The sequence below is a fragment of the Muribaculum sp. genome, assembly GCF_029051885.1.
Classification (GTDB): domain Bacteria; phylum Bacteroidota; class Bacteroidia; order Bacteroidales; family Muribaculaceae; genus Muribaculum.
In genome coordinates this window covers 1-23,571 of sequence record NZ_JAIDKI010000152.1, presented here as the reverse complement: position 1 = coordinate 23,571, position 23,571 = coordinate 1, and the positions used below count along the sequence as shown (strand labels likewise).

Here is a 23,571-nt window from a genome sequence, read left to right as displayed (position 1 = left end):
ATAAAAATTACCCGATTCTCAACAAACCGGATAAGGGGACTTATGTCCTGAAATTTACATTAAATGAAAGAGCCGTGTCGGAATCTATGATAGAACAAAAGCGCCGGCATAATCAGATGACTATGCCGGCATAATATTGGGAACGGGGGTCTAAATTATCGCTCTACCTCATTACGAGTTTTTTCACGCAGGTATTGCCTGCCGCATCGGCGTAGCACACGATATTGACTCCGCTGACAGTGTCAGTAAGCCTTCGCCCATGTATATCGTATATGGCTACTATCTCAAGAGTGCCCGGAGCGTTGATTTCACTGATGCCCGACAGTCCGGGAGATGTCTTGGCTGAAAGGCCTCCGAACTCGTTTACAGCCTGCACGCCGTAGCTGTGGGCCGCAGTTTTGTCGGAATCAATTTCAACCGATGTCTCTATTGTAATGTCGACAACGTTGTCTCCGTCGGTTACAAGATAACATATGGCATAGTCTACCGGCTGCCAGGAGAGTGTGTTGCCTACAATGACTGGTGCAGGCGCCTCGCAAGCCTCGGTCTTTACAGCCGGCTGCCAGGCATCGGCGCCCGACAGCACATTGGCGAGAGTATAGCCGGCAGCCTCCTCATCTGTAAGATGATTTTTTGCAGTGCCGTACACACGCTCTCCCGATTCACGGTCGGTATAGTAATATGTGTCGCGGCGCTGCGACAGGTCAAGCAGATTGCCTTTGGCGTCGGTTGTGTTCCAGTCGGCCCATATTGCGGGGAGACCGCCCATTGTCTCATACCATCCGGCGGCGGGAATATTCACTTCGGCGCGGGTATTAAGGAATACGGTCTTGGGGAAATTGTGCCATGGACGTCCGAGCCATACGGTAGTCTTTGAAGGATCGCCGGGAGCAGTGATTGTGCAGTCGCGGAACACATATCCCCACTTCACATCCTTGCCGTGGGAAGGAGCGACGATAAATCCGCCCGAATTGCGGGTGATGAGCAGCGTGGTATTCTCCACATAGATGTCGCCGCTATTGTAGATGAAGTCGACAGCACCCTCTATGAGTGAGTTTTTCACATATGCGCGATAGGCCGACTTGCCGGGAGTAATCCATGTGTCCTGGTAGGAGAGCATGGCTACATTGTTGAAAATCGTGCGGTCGCCCGATGTATTGAGAGCAAGAGCCTGCGGACCGTTTTTCTGCTCGTGACCATATGAATTCTCAAGGGTGATGTTCTCAAACATGCAGTCGTTGGAGTTGACCACAACGGTAGCGCCCACGCTCACATGCACGGCATTTTCACCGCCGCATAGACGGTCGTCGAGTATCACAGTCTTGTCGCGGTCCTGGCCTATGATATGCATGAACGGCTTGGATGCAGGGATATCGACATGCTCTTTGTAGTTGCCGTTTTTCACGAAAATCAGCCATGGCTTTACACGTCCGGAGGGGGCACCGTCGATTGCGGCCTGCACTGTGGTATAGTCGCCCGAGCCGTCGGCAGCCACAATAGCGTCGTAAAGCCGTGCTTCAGGACGCACACGCTCCATTGTAGTAAACGAGATACTGAGAGCGGGAGCCGGATTTCCGCTACGGTCTGTAAGAGCGCCGGCAGGCATGGAAAATGTGTAGGTGGTGTTGTAAGCCAGACCGCTATAACGGAACACGGCACTCTTCCCCGATATTACCGGAGCAATGTCAACGCCATTGAGCGACGCCGATGCTGTTCCGGCTACTATTTTTTCGTCATAGGTAAGTACAATCGAGCCGTTGACCGAAGCACCGGTGGCTTTGTCGGCGGGGATACTCGACGTCAGCGTCGGAGCGACATTGTCGTCGGTAGCCATAGAAGATGCGAGCACATACACATCGGTTATCGCAAGGCCATCGTAGTCAGTCTCGTTGCCTACGAGTTCGGATTCGAAGTCGGGATACCATCGCACATACACGCGCTCGGCATTATCGGCCTCGGCAGGGAGGTCAAATTGGGTATCGGTCCATATGCGGTTGCCGGGCGATGTCTCGCCGAGTGTACTGTAATTCTTTCCGTCGGTGGAATATTGTACGAAAAAACGGCTGTAGGTATTATAGGAGCAGCTTAATGCCGATGCCACTTTCAGACCGGTATATCCTTTGGCCGAAAATGACGCTTCATAGAACAGACGCGAAGTGCGTACCTTCCATATGCGTGCGGCATATCTGCCGTTCTCGTCGCCACGGCTCACACCGCGCGAGAGCCACGACGAGGTCTCGCCATTTTCGTTGTGGAGCGACATCATGCCTGAATTGTCGCTTTCGGCCTTGAAGTCGGCGGCACGCTGCGAGGCGGGCTCGTCGTAGTGAAAGTCCCAGCCTACAATAAAGTCGTCGGCTGAAAAGGTGGCAGTCAGATTTTTGGCGCCGTCTATCTTTATCTCGCGCTCGGGCGATGTATTGTTGTCCTCCCAGTTGGTAAACGTGAGAATGCGGTTGCCGCTTGCCGACAACCGCACCTCGGTACCTTCTTCATAATACCTGACTCCGCCGACCAAATGCCCCTCGGGCGACACGGCCACCATGTAGTCGTTGGCGCCACCCTTTATTTCAAGATTGAGAGGATATATTGTCAGCACATCATATTCGGCGACAAGGCTCACATCTCTTCTGGCAGGAAATGTGTAAGGATTTTCAGTGGAAACGACTTTACCGTCGACGCTCCACCCTGTAAAACGGTATCCGAAATTCTCGGTGGCGGAGACTGTGACATCCACATCCTCATCGACAGTGGCGGTAGAGGGTGTGACTGTCACCGTGCCGGCCTCTGCTACCGACGGCACTGCGGAAATGACATACGACGGAACTGCGATTTCCGTGCCCGACACCTCGCCTTCGACCACCACATCATGCAGGGTTATGGTCTTGTTGTTGCCGAGCGATGCTATACCTATCGAAAGAGTCATTGTGTTCTTATACACGACCACACCATCGACGTCAAACTCAAACAGGCGCTGGCGTCCGTTGGCGTTGTCGTTGTTGCGCACGGGCTCAAGATTCGTCCCGAGCTCGGTAACAGCACCGTCGACATTAAGAAGGCAGTTTAGTTTACCTCCGTTTGTTCCGTTGCGCGTGCCATAGAACGACACTTTCTTAGGGCAGAATGTAATACCGTTCTTAGGCCTTACCGTGAAAGTGACGGATGCAGCGTCGGTGAATCCGCTCTGATTGTTTACCACAGGCTGATACATGGTGCCGGTACGGTCTACAGGCTTGCCGGTTCCTGCAACGGTAAGGTCGGAGCCTACTGCATAGCTTGTGAACGCAAAAGCGTCGCTCGACGTGTCGGCCGACGAGGGATTGTCCTTCCCCTTGTCGAGCGGCCAGGAAAGAGTGACTGACGTGGTGGAATTCTGCACATAACCGGTGAATGTCACGCCTGAGATACGCAGCATACCTGCATCCGAAGCGTCTTTAGTCCAGGGATATACGCGGAGTAGCATCGTCTCGCCCGGGGCAAGGTTGACAAGGTCGGCCGATACAGCGCTGTTCATAACGCCATCGGGCATGTCGGCGGGGCTGTAGAATGTGCGCGGATTGCCGAAACCGGGTTGTGCGGAGACACTGGCATGACACTGCATGGCATCGGTGCCCGCACCGGCTGCCTCGAGGGCCACACGGCTAATCTGCAACGATTTACCCTCCGGAGCCGTTATACCGAACTCGATGTAGCGTGTCGGCGACTCGTCGATATCGCCTGCGGGCCATCCGCTTGCGGGAGCGAGGTTGAGTGCTCCGCCCTCGTAGCCCTTGGCCTCAAGTCCGACGAGACGCATGGCCGACACTACAGCATCGCCATCGAGAGTATAGGCATCATCGGAAACAAGCGGCCAGGTAAGACTCACCGAACCACTGCCCGGGATTGGCACACCGACGGCAGAGAGCTGCGAAGTGGCCGATGAGTTAGAAGCCGTGGCAGTGAGTGTGCCCTCGATTGTGCCGGCCGACTTGAGTGACGTCTTCACATAGAATGTGCCGATGAGAGTGCCGCCGTCGTAGGAGAGGTCGATGCTTGATGTCCAACGCGACTTATCGGCAGAGACCTCAAACCCCTCGGAAGCCGACACTGTGACAGAACCGCTCTCGGGAGTGAGTCCGAAACCTGTGATGGTAAACTCCTTGGAGAGTACGTTGCCCACATATGCCTCGCCGAGGTCACCTGAAACCGGCGAAATACTCAGACCGGCATCGCTGATATTGATTTTATCGGCGAGGATGCCTGCCTTGCTCATCATCTCGGCACACTGGCGGGCAATGAGAGCCGCCCCTGCCACACTGAGGTGAGTGGAGCCCTGACCGTCGGAAAGGAGCTCGTGGCACTTGGCGTCGCCATATTTCACAAACAGCTGACGGCTCGACTCGGTAAGGTCGAAGAACGGTACGTCAAGTTCCTTGGCAAGCTGTTCCATCTGCCAGCGGAAATCCATCGAATGGTCATCGGCAGGTACTGAATTGCCTGTTGTAGGGCCGTCGGGAGTAAGTTTGCTGAAGCTGTCGCCGAGGTCATGACGTCCGGCACGACGGATATCGCCTCCGGAGAAATTCATACGGCACACCGACGATGCAAAGAGCGGAATAGCCTGTTTGGCACGTATCTCTTCAACGAGTTTGCGCAAAGTGGCCACATACGTCTCATTGGGGATTGAACCGCGTGTGTCGACAGCTGCCGCAGCTTTTGTATCACCTATGCTCACATAGTAGTCATATAGCTGATGCCCGTCCATGCCACCGTTTTTCTCATCGTTGTGTGCGAACTGCAACAGCACGTAATCGCCGGGATTCAGCTGCTTCTGGATTGTAGGCCAGTAAGCCGAACCGGTGTAAAACCCCTGCACGTCCATACCGCCTTTGCCGCGGTTAATCACCGTGACATCCGGGCTGAAGAACGCACCGAAATACTGCCCCCATCCGCGTGTCGGAGTAGAGCCGTCGGTGGCGTAATCGGCCATGGTGCTGTCACCGCATGTGAAGAGCGTCTGCCCCAGCATGCCTACAGGTAGAACAGCAGCCGCTGCCGCCATCATAAATTGCCTGAACTTTTTCATGATAATAATAATTGGTTGTACATGCTGCAAAATTATGACGGGGAAGCATCCCTTAAAGCGGCAAAAACTGACGGCTGATGGAGTAGAAATTACCGTGCCGGAATGTAAGTCTTAATTACTTACATTTTTTTTGCATTGGCTGTCAGCATATTTGCTCGGCGACATGCCGGTGTGCTCCTTAAACAGCATGGCCATATACTGTGGAGACGAGAAACCGCATCTGTAGGCCACCTCGGCCACATTGAGCGTACCCTCGGCAAGCAGCCGCGAGGCCGCACGCACACGCACAAGCCTGATGAAATCTTCAATCGATATCCCTGCGGCCTCTTTCACACACCGCCGCAATTCGCTGCGTCCGATGCCGATTTCGCGCGCTATGCTCTCGGCCCGGACACCACTGTCGGCATACTTGTCGCCCACCAGCCTGCACACATCTGCCATTATTGCGGAATCTTCGGAACGTCGGAGCTCGGTGGCGGGAGAGAGAGCCAGAGCGATATAATGTTCAAGCACTGCCTTGCGCCGACGCCTCGACAGCTCACGCCGCACTAGAAAAGCCACTGCGAAAAGGACTATGGCAGCAAGAAGTATTATGGCCATGTCGCCGGCAATCTGACGATATGAGCGTGGCACCTCTATGGCTATGCGCACAGGTGTGTCGGTACGGTGTCCGTAGGGGTCGGTCCAGCATATCTCTATCCTGTTGAGGCCCGCCGGGAGGCCCGACAGATGAAGCGAACGTGCCTTGCCGAGAGGTATCCACCTGTCGGCGCCGTTGAGCCGGTAGCTGTAGGCTATATTTTCGTTGGCTCCGTAGGCAAGCGCTGCAAAATGCAGCGAGACATCTTCATGCCCTCTGGAAAGCACAATGGTGCTGTCGGATGGAAGGGTGTAGATGCGGCCTTCATGTGTATCGACGGCAGTTACCGCCAGACGAGGCATCGGTGTGTCGCTGAATCGCCGCGGGTCGACAATCAGCACTCCTCCCCTCATGCCGAAAGCGATACGGAATCCATCAAGCAGCTGAGGGGCTGCCTCGGTAAGAACGAATTCACGCCCGGCATTTCCGGCATTGTATGTGGCTTTGTGCTCCCACGAGGATGTATATCTTGATATGGATGCCCTTGAGGCTACCCAGAAGTCGCCGGCGCAGTCTTGCACTACCGACAGCACCGGGTCGGCATCAAGCCCTGAACGCACATTGCGGTTGCCGAAGCATGCATCGCGGCACATGAGATCGGACGCCGAGGCCACACTGTCGATTCCGCCTGAGAATGCAGCGAAATATACCCCTCCGGCCTTACTGCACAAGACACCGAGAATATCATTGTTGCTCAGCGAACCCTTGCAGTCGGGGCTGGCGGTATGGTAGCTGAACGGTATACTGTCGGTGTCGGAGGCATGTGGGTCGAATGCCAGCACGCCCGAGGTCGTGGCTCCGACCATTATACCGCTCTCAGTGAGCGTCAGGCAACGCACTCGTGGCGCGGCAGAAATATCGTAGCTGTGTGGAAATATGAAATTCATCCTCCCGGCGGAGTCGGCCACAGCCTTTGCCACCCCCTTGCCGAAAGTGGCAAGCCACATGTCGCCACGGGCATCCGGAGCAAATCCGTATATGTCGCCACACCTGAGTGCGCCGGGAGCGTCGCTTTCAAAGTAACTTTCCACCGCATATCGTCCGGTCGCCGACGGTGTAAGCACGACGAGTTCTTTCTGTTTGGTACCAAGCCACACACGGCCTCTGTCGTCGGAAATAATCGCATATACCCGCCGACCGAAAGGCTGCGATGGGTCGGGCACGATGCGTCCGTCGGGCGCAAGATTGCCGATAAATCCGCCATCGCGGTCGTAGACAGTAACGCGTGTGTCGCGCGACGCTGTCCAAAGCCTCCCGTCAGGAGCCGCATAGACCACATGGGTGTCACGCCCCATACTATTGAGGGCATCGCTCTCTATAAACCGAAATGCCGTAGGAGCTGCGGTGATACAGTCGACACCTCCGTCAGATGGCGCTTCCCATATGTTGCCGTCGGCATCGACAAGACTCAATCGGTTATCGCTCCTGTAACCGCCAAGTGAGGTTTTCACTGCGAGGGTATGTCGCGACATGCCGTAGAATGCGGCACTGTCGGAGGATGACGCAAGAGAGAAAGAGCCGTCGGACGGGTCAAGGAAATAGATGCGCCCGGTATATGTCTGCAACAATATCCTGCCGTCGGGCGCTTCAGCAAGATGCTCGACACGATTATGGTCGAGACGCACGGAATCATCGGCATACGTGCGGAAATTGAGGAAGCTGTACCCGTCAAAACGGTCAATCCCCGACCATGTGGCAATCCAGATATAACCGCTGGAATCCTGCATCATGTGGCGCACACGCTCATTCGACAGACCGTCGGCCACCCCATAATGATGGCGCACAATCTCCGCGCCGACGCCAATGCCGGAAAATATCATTACCAGAAACGATATGGCAGCACGCAGTTTCATGACAGCAGTGAGCCGCTCGGTCAATGGGCCTCAAGCCAGTTGTGGCCCACGCCGGAGGAGACTTCAAGAGGCACCTTTCCATTGTAGGCGCCCATCATATCGGCTGTGACTATCTCCTGCACTTCGGCCAGCTCTTCAGGCACAATATTGAATATCAGTTCGTCGTGTACCTGCATTATCATCCGCGATTTCAGGCCGCGCTCTTTGAAGTGACGGTCGACACTGACCATCGCCACCTTTATGATGTCGGCGGCCGAGCCCTGGACAGGCGCGTTGACGGCATTACGCTCGGCATAGCCGCGCACTACGGCGTTGGCCGAATTGATATCGGGGAGCATGCGCTTGCGTCCCATTATGGTAGTCACATAACCCCGGCTCTTGGCATTCTCGATAGACTCGGATATATACTCCTTGATACGGGGATATGTACGGAAATATCCGTCGATAAGCTCCTTGGCCTCGGCACGCGGGATACGCAGCCGCTGTGCGAGTCCGAAGGCCGATATGCCGTAGATGATACCGAAATTGGCGGTCTTGGCTTTGGCGCGCTGCTCGGGAGTGACGCTTTCAAGACTCTCATGGTAAATCTTTGCGGCTGTGGCCTGATGAATGTCGACATCGCTGACAAACGCTTCGATCATATCCTTGTCGCCCGATATGTCGGCTATCACGCGGAGCTCAATCTGGGAATAGTCGGCGCTCATGAACACACAGCCCGGATCGGCGATAAACGCGCGACGTATCTCGCGGCCGTTGTCGGTACGGATAGGTATGTTCTGGAGGTTAGGGTTGGCCGAGGATATACGTCCGGTGGCTGTAACGGTCTGGTTGTATGTGGTGTGTATCTTGCCGGTAGCCGGATTTATCATCGCGGGAAGGGCCTCGATATAGGTTGTGAGCAGCTTACGCAGTCCGCGTATGTCGAGTATGAGTCCCACCAGCGGATGTGCATCACGGTATTTGTCGAGGATTTCCTCGGTAGTGGAATATCCACCCTTTTTGGTCCGTTTGGCCTTTGGGTCGAGCTGCAGGCGTCCGAAAAGCACCTCGCCTACCTGCGACGGCGATGCGATATTGAATTTCGTGCCGGCAAGTCTGTAGGCTTCCTCCTCCATAGTACGCAACTGTGTGGAGAAACGCCGCTGCAGCTCGGCAAGGGCGTGCACATCGATACGCACGCCGGTCCACTCCATATCGGCAAGCACACTGATAAGCGGCAGCTCGATATCATCCATCAGATGGCGCAGCCCCTCGCTGTCAATATGGTCAATGAGCGGACTGTGAAGACGCAGGGTCACATCGGCCACCTCACACAAGCGTTTTGCCTCATCGCCAGCCGGAAGCATCTCACCTTTCTTTGACAGGCGCGACTCATTATCGTAGTCGAGCGTATGATAGGCCAGCATGGCTGCGGCCAGACGCGGCAGAGCATGGTTCATCTCCGGTTCAAGAAGATAATGGGCTATGCCGGTATCGAAATATGGGGCCGAGAATATCACACCCTCGCGGCGCAACAGTATAATCTCACGCTTGACATCGTGGCTTACCACGACAGTCGAGTCGCTCTGGAACAACGGAGCAAGAGCCGCAACCGTAAGTCTGCGCTGCTCGGGCTCCACTGGCAACTCGATATATACAGCCTCGCCTGGCGAGGTGGCTACAGCTATCCCGTGCCACCGTGATGTCATATCACACTCTCCTGTGGCATACGACGACACACCTATCTGCGGCACCCCGTGCAATGATGCTACGAAACTCTCTACCTCGGCCACAGAGCCAAGTGTGCGGTAATTGGCTGTCGCCTCGTTGAAACGCGTCACATCGGCTCCCGACGGCATATCGGCAACCTGGGGCATATCAAACAGAGAACCCATCACGCCCTCGGCATCGGCCGCAGGAGCGGCTACAGGCGCTTTGGCCGCAACATCGTTGAGTCGCTTCAGAAAAGTACGGAACTCAAGCTCGCCATATATGCGTGCCAGCTCCGACGTGTCGGGCACTCCGCGCTCGAGGTCGCCGACACTGATATCGACAGGAACATCAGTCTTAATCGTGGCCAGAATCTTTGAAAACCGTATCTGCTCGGCATTCTCGACTATACGTTTCTGCATGGCCCCTTTGAGTTCCGAGGCATGGTCAATCAGATTCTCGACACTGCCCCACTCTCCTATCAGTTTGACCGCAGTCTTTTCGCCGACTCCGGGACATCCCGGGATGTTGTCGACGGCATCACCCTCCAGGGCAAGCAGGTCGATTACCTGGTCGGGAGAGCCTATGCCGTACTTGGCGCAGACCTCCTTGGGCCCCCTGATTTCGATGTCGGCGCCGCGCACCGAAGGCTTGTACATAAACACACGGTCGGTGACGAGCTGTCCGTAATCCTTGTCGGGAGTCATCATATATGTGGTGTACCCCTCACGCTCGGCATGGCGCGACAGGGTGCCTATCACGTCGTCGGCCTCATAGCCCGGCACCTCGACCACAGGAATACCGTAGGCACGGATTATATCTTTTATATATGGTACGGAGCGTGTGATATCCTCAGGCTGCTTCTCGCGCTGCGCCTTGTAGCCTTCATACATCTCATGGCGGAAAGTAGGGCCCGACGGATCGAAGCATACAGCTATGTGCGATGGATTTTCTTTCTTGAGCACCTCGTCGAGCGTATTGACGAAGCCGAATATAGCGGATGTGTTCATCCCTTGCGATGTAACGCGCGGAGCACGTATAAGAGCGTAATATGCACGATATATCAGCGCGTAAGCATCGAGGAGAAACAGTTTTTTGTCGGTCATATCCTGAGGTATTTACGATTGTCCATTCATTATTTGACGATAAAAGTATAAAGAATTTAAGACTTTTACTAATTTTGTACCACAATTTGCCTCAATGACCGCATTTGAAGACATACTCCACTCCATAGCTCCTGAGTTGAAGGAGCTCAACGAGCGCATGCGACATGCGCTTCATACCTCCAACCCGCTCATGAACGAGATTGTATCCAACTATCTCACCACCAAAGGGAAGCAGATACGTCCCGTAATGGTGCTCCTGAGCGCAAAGCTGTTTGGAGGCATCAACGGTATCGCACTCCACGGCGCCGCCGCAATCGAGATGCTCCACAATGCCTCGCTGATTCATGACGATGTTGTAGACGAGACACCACTGCGTCGAGGCCGCCCTACAATCAATACCATCTGGGACAATCATATCGCTGTGCTTGTCGGAGATTTTTTTGTCAGCATGGCCCTGCAGGAAGCCCTCCTTACCGGAAATCTTGATATCGCATCGACAATCGGTGCGCTCGGCCGACAGTTGTCGCTCGGTGAAATCGACCAGATAAACAAGGCCCGCAACCATCACCTTGAGGAAGAGGCTTACATGGAGGTAATCGACAACAAGACGGCTTCACTGTTTGTAGCGTGTGTGAAAATGGGAGCGATAGCTACCGAAGCGCCGCGCGAGGATACAGAAAGGATGGAGCAGTTCGGACGCCTCATCGGACTCGCATTCCAGATACGCGACGACATATTCGACTATTTTCCTGACAGCCACGACCTCGGCAAACCTACCGGCAACGACCTGCGCGAAGGTAAAGTGACCCTGCCGCTGCTCTATGCGCTCCACCGCACAGAGATGGAAGAGTGTGCCGCAATGAACGAACTCGTGCGCCGCGACGAACTCAGCTCCGCCGAAATCGACACTCTGATAGATTATGCCCGCAGAGCCGGAGGCATCGACTATGCGTATGCCACAATGCAGCGCCTGCGCGACGAGGCGGTAGATATAATATCATATTTCCCCGAATCTCCTACACGAGCAGCGTTCATCTCGATATTCGACTACATCATCCACCGCACGTATTGATTCACAAGCGGCCTGACGTCAGTGTATCTCAACCGGTGAGAGATAGCCGTTCATCATCGCGTAGACACTAAGGCCGGAAGCCGAACGTATGCCGAGTTTCGCCGTAATGTTCTTACGGTGCGACAATACTGTGTTGATACTTATGCCGAGAGCATCGGCAATCTCTTTGTTGAGATGTCCGAGAGCTATGTGGCGCAATACCTCCACCTCGCGGTGGGACAGCCCTGGCAGCGACTGCTCGACAGCCACGGCGCTCATGCCGTCGATGCGGCATCGCAGCTCCTCTACCATATCGCCCTCGCTCTGTACGGTGGAGAACATGCCCGCACGGGTGCCGATGACAATCGTGCGCTGACGCCGGGGGATGAAGAAGTCGGCCATAGAGCACCACACATCGGCATCGACCATATACACAGTGGCGCCGGTGTCGGAATCGTCAATTTCCGACGCTGCCGACACACCGGGAGCTACTACAACGGCTTCCAGGTCAAAATAATGGTCGATAATCCAGCGCAGTCCCACCGCACGGGCCATATCGGCTGTCAATATTACTATCCTCATAGTCCTGAATCAGCCGCCCCGCAGGGAGTTGTGTCGCCGAGCAGCGGCAGCAGAATCCGGCTGCGCAGACGATTGTTTTTATGAAGGTCGTTTTCAAGAGCGCCCACAGCGACTATGACCGCATACAGAAGATTGGAATCCATATCCCCACTGACAAGATTGACAAGCATGCTGCGAAGGTCGGCAATCTCGCTCCAGCAGTCGCACATGCGCTCGGTATGGGTGGCTACCGCACTGTAGACATCTCCACCCGGCGTTCCGGTCTGCATCACCAGCGGAAACACCTCGGTAAGCTCTCGCTCGATGGCCTCGTCGAGTGATGTGAGCGCACGGCGTGCCATGCCGTGAATCATAGGCATATTGCTATCGCCCGACACAGTCGACATAAGACGTCCGAAGTGGGCGAGCACATTGGGCACAAGTGTGCGGCGGCAGTCATTGTCGGCCTTGGCCAGATAGCCGGCTACCTCATGACAGCCACATCCGCGGAGCAGATTCTCCGGGAAATATCCTTCGTTGACAATCGTGTTGAGTATGGCAAGCACGAAATTGCTGTCAAGCGAATGGCTGTCGCATATCTGGCCGACAGTGGCATTGCTGACACCAAGCCTGATGCCGAAACGGTTTATAACAGGTATAACCGACGGCTCCTGCAACAGCACTGCCGACAGCGATGTGGTAGTACGGATAAGAGTCATTATATATATGATAATATGATTGGCAAAGCTGAAACAGGCATGCGTGATATGACACCCTACCGGCGGCGCACCCTTATTACCTCATGCTCGGTGACGACAAGGTCCATCACCACATCGTGCGGTTCGCAGTCGATGTCGTCGACAAGCTGGAAATCGTAGCCCACTCCCACTTTGGTGGCCCGGGTGGCGGCAAGCAGCCTGTCGTAAAACCCTTTGCCGCGCCCTACGCGGTTGCCGCGCCGGTCATAAGCGACTCCGGGCACTACGATAAGCTCGATTGAGGAGATATCGCGTACGTCATCACCCTGAGGCTCCTCTATCTGAAAAGCGCCGAGCCTGAGCGAACTCCTGTTGTAGGGCAATATCTCAAGGTTCACACCGTGGACCCTGGGGAGAAAGAAATTCTTGCGGTCGTGCCATTTCTCTATGAACGCCCGGGTGGAGAGTTCGTCGGGTAGCGAATGGTAGAGCAATATATTGTCGGCAAGCATGAACGCTACCGAATTTTCCAAAACTGCAAATACTGCGTCGGCGGCACTCTGGCGCTCGGCGTCGGTAAGCATGGCCTTGCGGGCCTTTATGCGACTACGTATTTCTTCCTTTCTCATCGTCGGTTGTTATTTACCGCCTTGTCGCACGGGAGACACTCCGAGGCTGTCGGTCCCTGCCGTAATCGGAGCTGTGGCTCGCCCCTCGCTGAGCTCGCGCAATGCGCGCTGCACGGTGGTGTCGTCGGTATTGGCTACCTGATAGTAGGTCTCACGGCCAAGAGTGTCGCTTGCAATCAAGGCTTTCAAGTAGTTAACAATCAAACGCTGGGAAATGTTGATATAATACCAACGGGCCGGTACTCCATTGGACGACGCATAGGACACAAACTGCTGAAGCAACTCGTCGTCGGAAGGGAGCAGGCGCAACAGTTCATTGAGGTCGGTGGCCTTGGAGAGAACATCACGCCGACGGTCGGTATACTGGAAGGCAAACTTCTGCAGAAGGCCGGCATTAAGCACATTGATATAATAGCTTGATATGCCTACAGTGTCGTTGGGTACAAAGACATCGGGCATGATTCCGCCCCCGCCATACACCTTGCGGCCTCCGATGGTGAGATATTCAAGCTCCTTGTTGAGATGAATGCTGTCGGACGCGAAAAACTCGCCATGCTCGTAGCGGTTGGTGATATCCTTCTCATACGCTCCGCGCTCGCCAAGGCGGTAATCCTTCTGTATGCAGCGCCCCGACGGGGTATAGTAGCGCTGCACGGTAAGGCGCACGGCACTGCTGTCGGGCAGAGTAATCTGACGCTGCACAAGGCCTTTGCCGAAACTTCTGCGACCTACAATCAGTGCACGGTCATTATCCTGCATGGCTCCGGCAAAAATCTCGCTCGCCGAGGCAGAATATTCGTCGAGAAGCACCACAAGGCCGGCATTCTGAAACGAGCCGTTGCCGTCGCTCGCGATGGCGCTGTTCTCGCTCTCGTGACGTCCTCGGGTCTCTACTATCGGCGAGCCTACAGGCAGAAACTCGTTGGCCATCATTATGGCCATCTCGAGGAAGCCGCCACCGTTGCCGCGCAAATCGACAATGAAGTTGCCGGCCCCGGCTGCGGTAAGACGCGCGAGTGCGGTCAGGAACTCATCGTAGGTAGTACGCCCGAATTTATTTACCTTTATATATCCCGTCTCAGGCGATATCATATAGGCGGCGTCGACCGAATTGAGCGGGATGTCGCCTCGGGTCACTTCAAATGTAAGTGGCTTTTTGCTGGTAGAGCGGCGTATGCCAAGTTTGACAACGCTACCTTTCATACCGCGCAGACGCTTCACAATATCGGTCTGGGCAATACCCATGCCGGCCACTATCGAATCGTTGATAGTGACAATACGGTCGCCAGGGAGTATGCCTGCTTTTTCCGACGGTCCGCCGGGAATCACCTCATTGACGGTAATCGTGTCGGTAAACATCGTAAACGATATGCCGATACCGCTGAACGACCCTTCAAGCTCATCATTAACAGCCTTGAGGTCTTTTGCCGGGATATAATTGGAGTGAGGGTCGAGATTGGCTATAAGATCCGGAAGACTTTGCTCGATAAGTGAATCTACACTCACTTCGTCGACATAGTCGTTATTGATAAGCGACAATATTTCCCCCAACTTTTCCTGGCCGGGACTAAGATGCATACGGCTGTTGAGCACAACACCTACTGCGATGCCTATGGCCAAGGCGGAAGCTATAATCAATGGAAGCCACGCTTCGGGCTTTTTTATGTGTTTCATTTTTTGCGAATCAAAGGATATGGTAGCCCTGAGTCACGCTACTGGATAATATTTTTTTTAACTTTAAAAACGGTCTATTGAAATGTATATATATTGTAAATCAGTCGAGTTCAGACACATGGATACACTCTACGCCTGCATTTGCCAACAGTTCAAGACCATCCGACAGACGATAGAGTTCGTTGAAGACAACCCTTTTTATTCCGGCCTGGATTATCAGCTTGCTGCACTCCATACACGGAGAAGCCGTGATATAGAGAGTGGAGCCCTCGCTGGAATTGCCGCTACGGGCCACCTTTGTTATGGCATTTGCCTCAGCATGAAGCACATAAGGTTTGGTCGAGCCGTCCTCGTCCTCACATACATTGGTGAATCCGGCCGGAGTACCATTGTATCCGTCGGATATAATCATCTGGTCCTTAACCAATAAGGCGCCTACCTGACGCCGACGGCAATAAGAGTTTTCCGCCCAGATGCGGGCCATGCGCAGATAGCGCTTGTCAAGCACGAGCTGTTTACCGTTCTGATCAGTCATATGACATCTTCGTGCGGGTCTAAATTATTATATTTAATGTAATGCCGCACGCATGCAAAGATACGAATTTTCATTTAAGTAAGTCGTAATTTTTTTTACTATTTACTTATTAGCATATGCAGTGCATATGCAGTCACTTAGAAATAATCAATCGCTCTGCTGAAATCCAAATTCTATCATTCGAAAGCAAGGCGGACCGTTCTCCCGAGCGGTCCGCCTTGTGGTAATTGAATACCCCTAATTTTTAAACCTAAAACATCAATCTTCTTCTATCACACATAAAAATGTGTAGACAAACTATCCTAATTCATTTCTAAAACTAAAACTCATGTTGCGAGTCTCTCGCTATCATGTTCAATCAGCCGATTTTTACATCGTTTCTGATTTGAACAACGCAAAGATAGCATCTGCCTACACACAATCCTATGCAATCAAGATTAAATATAGAATATATTAAGGGGGTTATTTATATAAATATCTAATTTTCAGCACAGTTATAACCATACTCTATAGCAGCGAATATAAACATTTTTACGACAAAAATCGCGTCATAGACGCCCGATTTCCATCACCAGACTCTCGAAATTATCCCTGTCGGAAGCCCGGTTTTTCATCCTGTTGCGATAGGTGTACACAGTATTGACTGAAAGGTTGAGAAAACGGGCTATCTTGCCGCTGTCATCAAGACCGAGACGCATGAACGCAAGTATACGCAGTTCCGGAGTAAGATGACCGGCGTTTTCGTCGCCAAGTTTGGAACCATCTTTCATCAATGCATTGACATCACGTATGAATGTCGGGTAAATATTGATAAATGCTTCGTCAAACTCTCTGTAAAACAATTCCTTCTGCTCATCTTCCAGTTTTCCCGTACGCATCAGATGATAAAGCTCCTCGGTCTGCCCTGCTGCCAGTTTCCGCGATACTACCTTACACACATCCTGCATCTTGTCCATATATATATAGCATAGCGACAGAAAACGCCCGAGATACACCTCCTTGGTAGCATTAGCCTTGGCAAGTTCATCTTTTGCATCGGCCAGTTCGGCCCGCTCGCGGGCCCTACGGTAGAACAATATACCCACAAGTATCAGTATGACTATCATACAGCCTATAATTATGCACAAAAGCACTGTCGAATTACGTTCGCTCTCCCTATAGGCATTACTGATATAAGGCATAGCATCCGACACATGCACACTCCTTACCACTGCACCGCTACGCACCTCATTGTCCTCAGCAATAACGATATAATCGTAGGCACGCGATGCATCGCCCGACTGATAAACCCATCGTCCGAGCTGCTTGAGCGCCTCTCCGTCGATATAGCCACACTGATTTTCAGCCAAGGCCGACAGGCCGATACTATAAGCCCAGTCGTCGTAACGCCCTCTTCTGAAATAAGCCAGAGCGAGCATGCCGGTAGCATCTATAAAATTATGATGCGACGAGTCGATTCCCGACAGATAGTCGCGCAACGTAGCTATACTGAGCGAAATATTATTGTCGACAATATCAGCCGTCGCCTTATAGAGGAAATAGCCGTCATCCTCCTCTGTAAGTTCCGAGGCCAGAAGACGGGAATATTTACCGACTTGCTCAAGCAACTCCATATTCACATTCCAGTGCGAATAAATCGTTGTAAAATAAAGATATACCTGTCTCGCCGATTTATAAAACGCGATTCTGTTACTCTTGGAAAGAGCAGCCACATCAGTAGTGTCAATCGCTACAATCGCCTCATGCATATGTATTTTCAGAGGCAAAAGCTCCATCGCCCCTATTTCATACTTCCTCGCATGCTCCAGATCACCATGTTCAAGAGCATCCTTCCTGGCTTCGGAATAATACACCAACATGGAATCAATCTGAAAATGACGCCCCTCGGCTATCAGACGGCCATACAGCCTCGTACGTTCATCATAACCCGATGCCATCCTTATAGAATCGCGCAATTCGGCAATCTTACGAGCCCGCGCATCAATCATATCCATGCGATATTTAAGCGACGAGTCTATTTCATCAAGCAATACTTGCATTTTATCGCTAATCTCAACATCTCGGGAGCACCCCGAGCTCACTATAGCACAAGCAGTTAACAAACAATAAAGAAACAGGTAAAAGATTGGTCGGGACATGTCTGACAATTTTGAGTGGCGAATATAATCATTATCTACCACCCATACAACAATTAACGGCCGTTTCTCACGAAATGGCCGTTAATTGTTGCCTTATTAAAGGCTTCCAAACCTAACATAAAACACATTTACTTTTATGCACTATTTACATTCGTCGCATTAATTGATTCTAACAATCTATACTAACCCTAAAATAATTATTAATACCAATTTTTCACACGAATCAAAGAGAATTCGCTATTGTACTGCAAAGTAAGCCATCATTTCCCAATATTTTTTCAGCATTGTACACAAACATAAATACATATGGCTTAATTTATAAATAGTATGTACTGAAAATCAAGATATTAGCATCTGAAAATATAGACACATAATCGAGATAAAATTCTCAAATACAAGACGCCATAACGACACATCAGCGATGCCTGTCATGATTTGGCGAACTATTTTACACCTCTGTATATTCGTAATTGCACCTGCCCGTGTTGCCGACCTACGGAAAATTGTCAGCTCATGAAAAAATGACTACCTTTGCCGCAAATTCCAAGATTCTATAGCCGAGAATGAATATATCAGAATTCCGACAATCGGTAAAGCCATGGATGCTTCCGATAGCGATGCTTGCGGGAATAATATTCCACGACAGCATCCACTATCTGGCATTCCTGTCGCCCTACCTTATATTTACAATGCTTCTGCTTACCTTCTGCAAAATCAACCCGAAGGATTTTCATATCGGCAGATTCATCTGGATACTGCTTACTATCCAGATTCTGGGAGCAGTAGCCGTATATCTCGCCATAGCGCCCGCAAGCACCGACATCGCACAAGGCATATTCATATGTATATTCTGCCCTACAGCCACAGCAGCGCCGGTAATCACAAGTATGCTCGGAGGCTCAGTCACTCTATTGGCCACATATTCCCTCATAAGCAATATCTCAGTGGCCATACTGGCTCCGGTGTTGTTCTCGTTTATCGGACATAATCCCGACATCTCATTTCTGGATTCGACTCTTCTCATAAGCCGGCGAGTTCTGCCCCTTATCCTCGCTCCGCTGGCTCTCGCACTGCTGTTCAGAGCATATATGCCGCGCGTACATGCCGCAATAGCCGCTCGTCAGTCACTATCCTTCTACCTGTGGGCATGCGCGCTCATCATTGTAGTAGGAAATGCCGTCAGCTTCATCATCCACGAACCGGCGTCCAGAATACCGGAGATGATTATCATCGCGGCGGCATCGCTGGTGGTATGTGTGATGCAATTCGCTATCGGACGCATCGTCGGAAGAAGATACGGCGACAGGATTTCAGGCGCACAGGGGCTCGGCCAGAAAAACACCGTATTGGCCATATGGATGTCTCTGACATATTTCGACCCGATATCATCGGTCGGACCGGCCGCATACGTGGCATGGCAGAATACCATAAATTCACTGCAACTCTATCTTCGTAACCGAAATAATAAAATTATTGTCAAAAAAGATGCCTGACCTCAGAGATTGTCTAAATTTATATAATACATTTTTGGTTGCGATGAACGAGCGTAGCCGTAGCTACGTGACTGAATAGCCAACAAAAAGACACGGACAAGACACTCAAAAGCATAGTAGTATAAATTATAGACAATCTCTAAGATTTCGGAACTTTTACGAAACACAGACGTTAACCTATATAAATAAGGTGCACTATGGACAGCATGTATGAAATACTTATGGGGCTTCCGCTATTCAAAGGTGTAAGCCACGATAAAATATCCGAGATTGTGGAGAAAGCCAAATTCCACTTTCTCAAATACACCGAGGGCAACCCGATAATTAATGCCCACGAACCATGTACCCACATCAAGTTCGTGATAAGCGGAAGCGTTCGCTCAACCATTGCAAACTCCGACGGACGATTCAAGGTGTCGCAGACTCTGCATGCGCCATGTGTCATCGCGCCCGAATTCCTTTTCGGCAAAGCACCGTTCTACCCCAATTCGGTAGTTGCCCTTGAGTCGACAGGCGTACTGCAAATTTCCAAGAACGACTACATGAAAATCCTGTACACCAACGAGATTTTCATGTACAACTTCCTGAACACACTGTCAATGAGTGCTCAAAAGGTAGTCGAAGGTATCCTCTCGATTACCGCCGGCTCCCTTGAGGAGCGTATCGCATTCTGGATTATATCGCTTACTCAGAAAGGCGGACACGACATAGCCCTCACATGCAAGGCCCGCGACCTCTATGCCCTGTTCGGAGTACAGCGCACCTCGTTTATCGCAACACTCGACAGCATGAAGCAGCGTGGCATCATCGACTATGACAACCAGGAAATACGCATCCACTCCCGCGACGCGCTGCTCGAGATACTCAACACCTCATCCGACTGAGCGCCGTCCGGCACCACCTGTTCCCGCTAAAATCACCCTCCTGAAATATACTCACCCCGGCATTCCGCGGAATGCCGGGGTGAAGTTGTTAAGAGATTATCTAAGAGAATGTTTAGATACAGATTTCGAGAGGGATTGTCGATAGATTTCTATTATGCCTCCTCGATAAGTTCGCAAAGCAGGGTAGCCGACGACGAGCCCACGACCCTCACCTTCACAAAATCGCCAACCTTGGCATTGCCGCGCGGGAACACACAAGCCTTGTTCTGGCTCGAACGTCCCACCATCTGCTCCTTTGAGCGCTTGGCCACACCCTCGACAAGCACGTCGAGCACACGCCCCTCGTCGCGGCGGTTGGATTCGGCCGACAGACGGTTCTGCAACGCAATCATGCGGTTGAGCCGCTCGATTTTCACATCCTCGGCCACATTGTCGGGCATCGTTCTGGCCGCAACAGTGCCCGGTCGCTCCGAATACTTGAACATGAACGCAGAGTCAAACCCTACCTCCTCCATCAGCGACAGCGTCTGAGCGAAATCCTCCTCAGTCTCATCGTGAAATCCGGTAAACAGGTCGGTCGATATACCACAGTCAGGTATCATACGGCGTATCGCGGCGATACGGTCAAGATACCACTCGCGGGTATATTTCCTGTTCATGCTCTTCAACACAGCATTCGATCCCGACTGCACCGGCAGATGTATGTGGCGGCACACATTGGGATAGCGAGCTATAGTAGCGATAATCTCATCGCTCATATCCTTGGGATGGCTGGTCGTGAAGCGGATGCGCATGTCAGGAGCAGCCTCTGCCACTATCGCGAGCAAGCCGGCGAAATCCACCCGCACGCCATCCTCGCCTGTCCAGTCATAAGAATTGACATTCTGCCCGAGCAGTGTCACCTCCCGGAAACCGCGGCTACGCAGATCGGCCACCTCTGCCAGAATGCTTCGCGGCTCACGGCTGCGCTCACGTCCGCGGGTATAAGGCACTATACAATATGTACAGAAATTGTTGCATCCTCGCATGATGCTTACAAACCCGCTCACCCGATTGCCGGTAATCTTCATCGGTATGATATCACGGTAGGTCTCCGTGGTCGAAAGTTCTACATTGATGGCCTTCTCGCCGGCCTCGACAGCGGCAAACAGCTCGGGAAGCGAAAGATATGAATCCGGACCTGCCACAAGGTCAACCCCGTGATTGGCGATAAGGTCATCCTTCACTCTCTCGGCCATACAGCCTATCACACCTACTATCAGCCTCCCCCCGCGCTTGCGCTTGGCTGCGGCCAGGGCCTGTAGCCTGCCTATTATCTTTTGCTCGGCATTATCGCGTATAGAGCATGTATTCAGCAATATGGCGTCGGCATCATCAGCATTGTCCGTTACCGAATAGCCGGCCATGCCCATTACCGAGGCCACCACCTCCGAATCGGCCACATTCATCTGGCAGCCATAAGTCTCTATATATAGTTGGCGGCTCTCATCCTGCGGCTGGGCCACCTCGGTTGTATCTGATTGTCTATTGCTCATTTGTATCAACTTTGTGCAACGAAAATTTGCTTTGTGGACGGTTATTTCCTAATTTTGTGCAAAATTACAAAAAGTAGGCCACTTTCCCGAAAAGAGCCTTACCAATTATTCTTAATAAAATATCATTATCAAAATATTCAAGATATGGCATTCCCCGTTCTTACTCCACAGGAAGTTGCCGAACTGATTAAAGATCAAGACACCTTAGGTCTGTCAGGTTTTACGGCATCCGGCACCCCGAAACTTGTCACTGAAGCATTGGCTGCTAAAGCTGAGCGCGAACATGCAGCCGGCCGCCCGTTCAAAGTGAACGTATATACCGGCGCATCAACACAAGAACATGCCGACGGCGCCCTCGCTCGTGCCAACGCATTAGACCGCCGTTCGCCATACCAGAACACACCCGACCTCCGCAAGCGCATCAACTCCCACGATGCCCACTATTTCGACATGCACATCTCCGAACTCGCACAGACTCTGCGCTACGGTGAGCTCGGCGGCATCGACTTCGCAATTATCGATGCGGCAAGCGTCGACGAGAAGGGCAACATCGTGCTTGGCTCAGGCGTAGGCAACATCCCTACACTGGCTCGCATGGCCAAGAAAATAGTGATTGAGCTCAACAGCTCGATTTCACCCGAGATTGAAGGATTCCACGACATATATATCCCCCTCGACCCTCCCTACCGCCGCGAGATACCTATATATAAGCCAAGCGACCGCATCGGCGACACTCTCCTGCGCGTCGACCCCTCAAAGATTATCGGTATCGTAAAGAGCGACATAACCGACGGCGTAAAGAAGTTCTCCGAACTTGACGACATCAGCAAGCGCATCGGTGCCAACGTTGCCGGATTCCTCATCAGCCAGTACCGCAAAGGTGGAATACCCAAGGAATTCCTTCCGCTCCAGAGCGGCGTGGGCAATGTGGCCAACGCTGTGCTCTTCGGCCTTGCCGACGCTACCGAGATACCTCCGTTCGAAATGTATACCGAGGTTATCCAGGATGCAGTAATCCACCTCATGGAGCGCGAACGCTGTAAGTTTGCTTCTACTTGCGCAATGACAATCACCGACGATGCCATGCGCCACGTATACGACAACATCGAATTCTTCCGCAACAAGGTGCTCCTGCGACCCAGCGAAATCTCCAACAACCCCGAGGTAATACGCCGACTCGGTGTGATTGCCATGAACACCGCTCTCGAAGCCGACATCTTCGGCAACGTCAACTCTACCCACGTGCTCGGCACCAAGATGATGAACGGCATCGGCGGCTCAGGCGACTTCGCCCGCAATGCCTACATCTCGATATTCTCATGCCCGTCGGTAGCAAAGGGTGGTCTCATCTCCGCAATCGTGCCCATGGTAGCCCACGTAGACCACAGCGAACACTCCGTCGACGTAATCATTACCGAGCAGGGTGTAGCCGACCTCCGCGGAAAAGATCCCGTACAGCGTGCTGAAGCCATCATTGAAAACTGCGCTCACCCCGACTACCGCCCGATGCTCCGCGAATACCTCCGCCTCGGCATGGGACAGACACCCCACACCCTCCGCGCAGCCTTCGCCATGCACGAGACATTCAACTCACTGGGCGACATGCACCTCACCGACTTCGGAAAATATCTGTAATAACAATACCACGGGCCTGCTCCGGATGCGTCAAGCTCCATTGCCACAAATTCCGGACACCCCATCTACCATATACACGGCGATACATCACGTATCGCCGTTTTTGTTTAGACCCCGTTCCCCAATATTTGTTAACGCTGGGGTCGCATCTCTCTGAGTGATTTTTGTCTTGTGATGATGGAGCGTAGCCGTAGCTACGTGACTGAAGAACAAGGCAAAAAGCGCCGGAGAGATGCGATGATATGGTAATTTTATGCATCAGCACACAATTAATTCTGCCCAAATTCAGTTATATGATTTTTAGCATTTATCACGCGCAAATGTCCACGACAGCAAGGGTGCGATATGATTGGCTATTGATACAGTCTGCAAATATCCGACGATC

At 52.4% G+C, this 23,571-nt stretch carries 14 protein-coding genes; 4 read left to right on the top strand and 10 right to left on the bottom strand.

Annotated features, from left to right (window positions below):
- Window positions 1-163: 163 nt before the first annotated feature.
- The 3 genes from K2I50_RS06515 to polA form a co-directional block, all read right to left on the bottom strand.
- On the bottom strand, window positions 164-5,065 hold the full coding sequence (locus K2I50_RS06515; protein ID WP_301025417.1) for a pectinesterase family protein: 4,902 nt from the start codon (window positions 5,063-5,065) through the stop codon (window positions 164-166).
- A gap of 111 nt (window positions 5,066-5,176) precedes the next feature.
- Window positions 5,177-7,558 carry a helix-turn-helix domain-containing protein gene (locus K2I50_RS06510; RefSeq protein ID WP_301025416.1) on the bottom strand — a complete coding sequence of 794 codons (2,382 nt, stop codon included), beginning with the start codon at window positions 7,556-7,558 and terminating at the stop codon, window positions 5,177-5,179.
- 20 nt (window positions 7,559-7,578) lie between these two features.
- Complete coding sequence (polA, locus tag K2I50_RS06505; protein ID WP_301025415.1) at window positions 7,579-10,353, bottom strand: DNA polymerase I; 2,775 nt, start codon at window positions 10,351-10,353, stop codon at window positions 7,579-7,581.
- A 94-nt stretch (window positions 10,354-10,447) separates the two neighbouring features.
- Here polA and K2I50_RS06500 point away from each other — a divergent pair, with 94 nt between their 5' ends.
- A complete protein-coding gene (locus tag K2I50_RS06500) occupies window positions 10,448-11,425 on the top strand; it encodes a polyprenyl synthetase family protein (protein ID WP_301025413.1) in 978 nt (325 codons plus the stop codon).
- A gap of 18 nt (window positions 11,426-11,443) precedes the next feature.
- On the opposite strand, the gene K2I50_RS06495 is transcribed toward K2I50_RS06500, so the two are convergent.
- The 6 genes from K2I50_RS06495 to K2I50_RS06470 all read right to left on the bottom strand — a co-directional run bounded on the left by K2I50_RS06495 (window position 11,444) and on the right by K2I50_RS06470 (window position 17,540).
- Entirely contained in the window at window positions 11,444-11,986 is a 543-nt protein-coding gene (locus K2I50_RS06495; protein ID WP_301025411.1) for a response regulator transcription factor, read from the bottom strand.
- Complete coding sequence (locus K2I50_RS06490) at window positions 11,983-12,684, bottom strand: hypothetical protein (protein ID WP_301025410.1); 702 nt, start codon at window positions 12,682-12,684, stop codon at window positions 11,983-11,985. The genes K2I50_RS06495 and K2I50_RS06490 overlap by 4 nt, the downstream gene beginning before the upstream one ends.
- Before the next feature lie 56 nt (window positions 12,685-12,740).
- Window positions 12,741-13,292, bottom strand: a complete 552-nt coding sequence (locus K2I50_RS06485) for a 5-formyltetrahydrofolate cyclo-ligase (protein ID WP_301025408.1) — start codon at window positions 13,290-13,292, stop codon at window positions 12,741-12,743.
- A gap of 9 nt (window positions 13,293-13,301) precedes the next feature.
- The gene (locus K2I50_RS06480) at window positions 13,302-14,966 is read right to left on the bottom strand and encodes a S41 family peptidase (RefSeq protein WP_301025406.1); all 1,665 of its coding nucleotides are present in this window, start codon (window positions 14,964-14,966) and stop codon (window positions 13,302-13,304) included.
- A 100-nt stretch (window positions 14,967-15,066) separates the two neighbouring features.
- A complete protein-coding gene (locus K2I50_RS06475) occupies window positions 15,067-15,501 on the bottom strand; it encodes a deoxycytidylate deaminase (protein ID WP_301025405.1) in 435 nt (144 codons plus the stop codon).
- Between the two features lie 548 nt (window positions 15,502-16,049).
- Window positions 16,050-17,540, bottom strand: coding sequence for a DUF6377 domain-containing protein (locus tag K2I50_RS06470; protein WP_301025404.1), 1,491 nt, complete (start codon window positions 17,538-17,540; stop codon window positions 16,050-16,052).
- Between the two features lie 662 nt (window positions 17,541-18,202).
- Here K2I50_RS06470 and K2I50_RS06465 point away from each other — a divergent pair.
- On the top strand, window positions 18,203-19,132 hold the full coding sequence (locus K2I50_RS06465) for a bile acid:sodium symporter family protein (RefSeq protein ID WP_301025403.1): 930 nt from the start codon (window positions 18,203-18,205) through the stop codon (window positions 19,130-19,132).
- Between the two features lie 197 nt (window positions 19,133-19,329).
- Window positions 19,330-20,016 (top strand): Crp/Fnr family transcriptional regulator, encoded by a 687-nt coding sequence (locus K2I50_RS06460; protein WP_301025402.1) that lies wholly within the window; start codon window positions 19,330-19,332, stop codon window positions 20,014-20,016.
- A 152-nt stretch (window positions 20,017-20,168) separates the two neighbouring features.
- On the opposite strand, the gene miaB is transcribed toward K2I50_RS06460, so the two are convergent.
- Window positions 20,169-21,551 (bottom strand): tRNA (N6-isopentenyl adenosine(37)-C2)-methylthiotransferase MiaB, encoded by a 1,383-nt coding sequence (gene miaB / locus K2I50_RS06455; protein WP_301025400.1) that lies wholly within the window; start codon window positions 21,549-21,551, stop codon window positions 20,169-20,171.
- Window positions 21,552-21,695: 144 nt separating this feature from the next.
- Between miaB and K2I50_RS06450 the strand changes: the two genes are divergently transcribed.
- Window positions 21,696-23,186: a butyryl-CoA:acetate CoA transferase gene (locus tag K2I50_RS06450; RefSeq protein WP_301025399.1), complete on the top strand. Its 1,491-nt coding sequence runs from the start codon at window positions 21,696-21,698 to the stop codon at window positions 23,184-23,186.
- Window positions 23,187-23,571 lie beyond the last annotated feature (385 nt).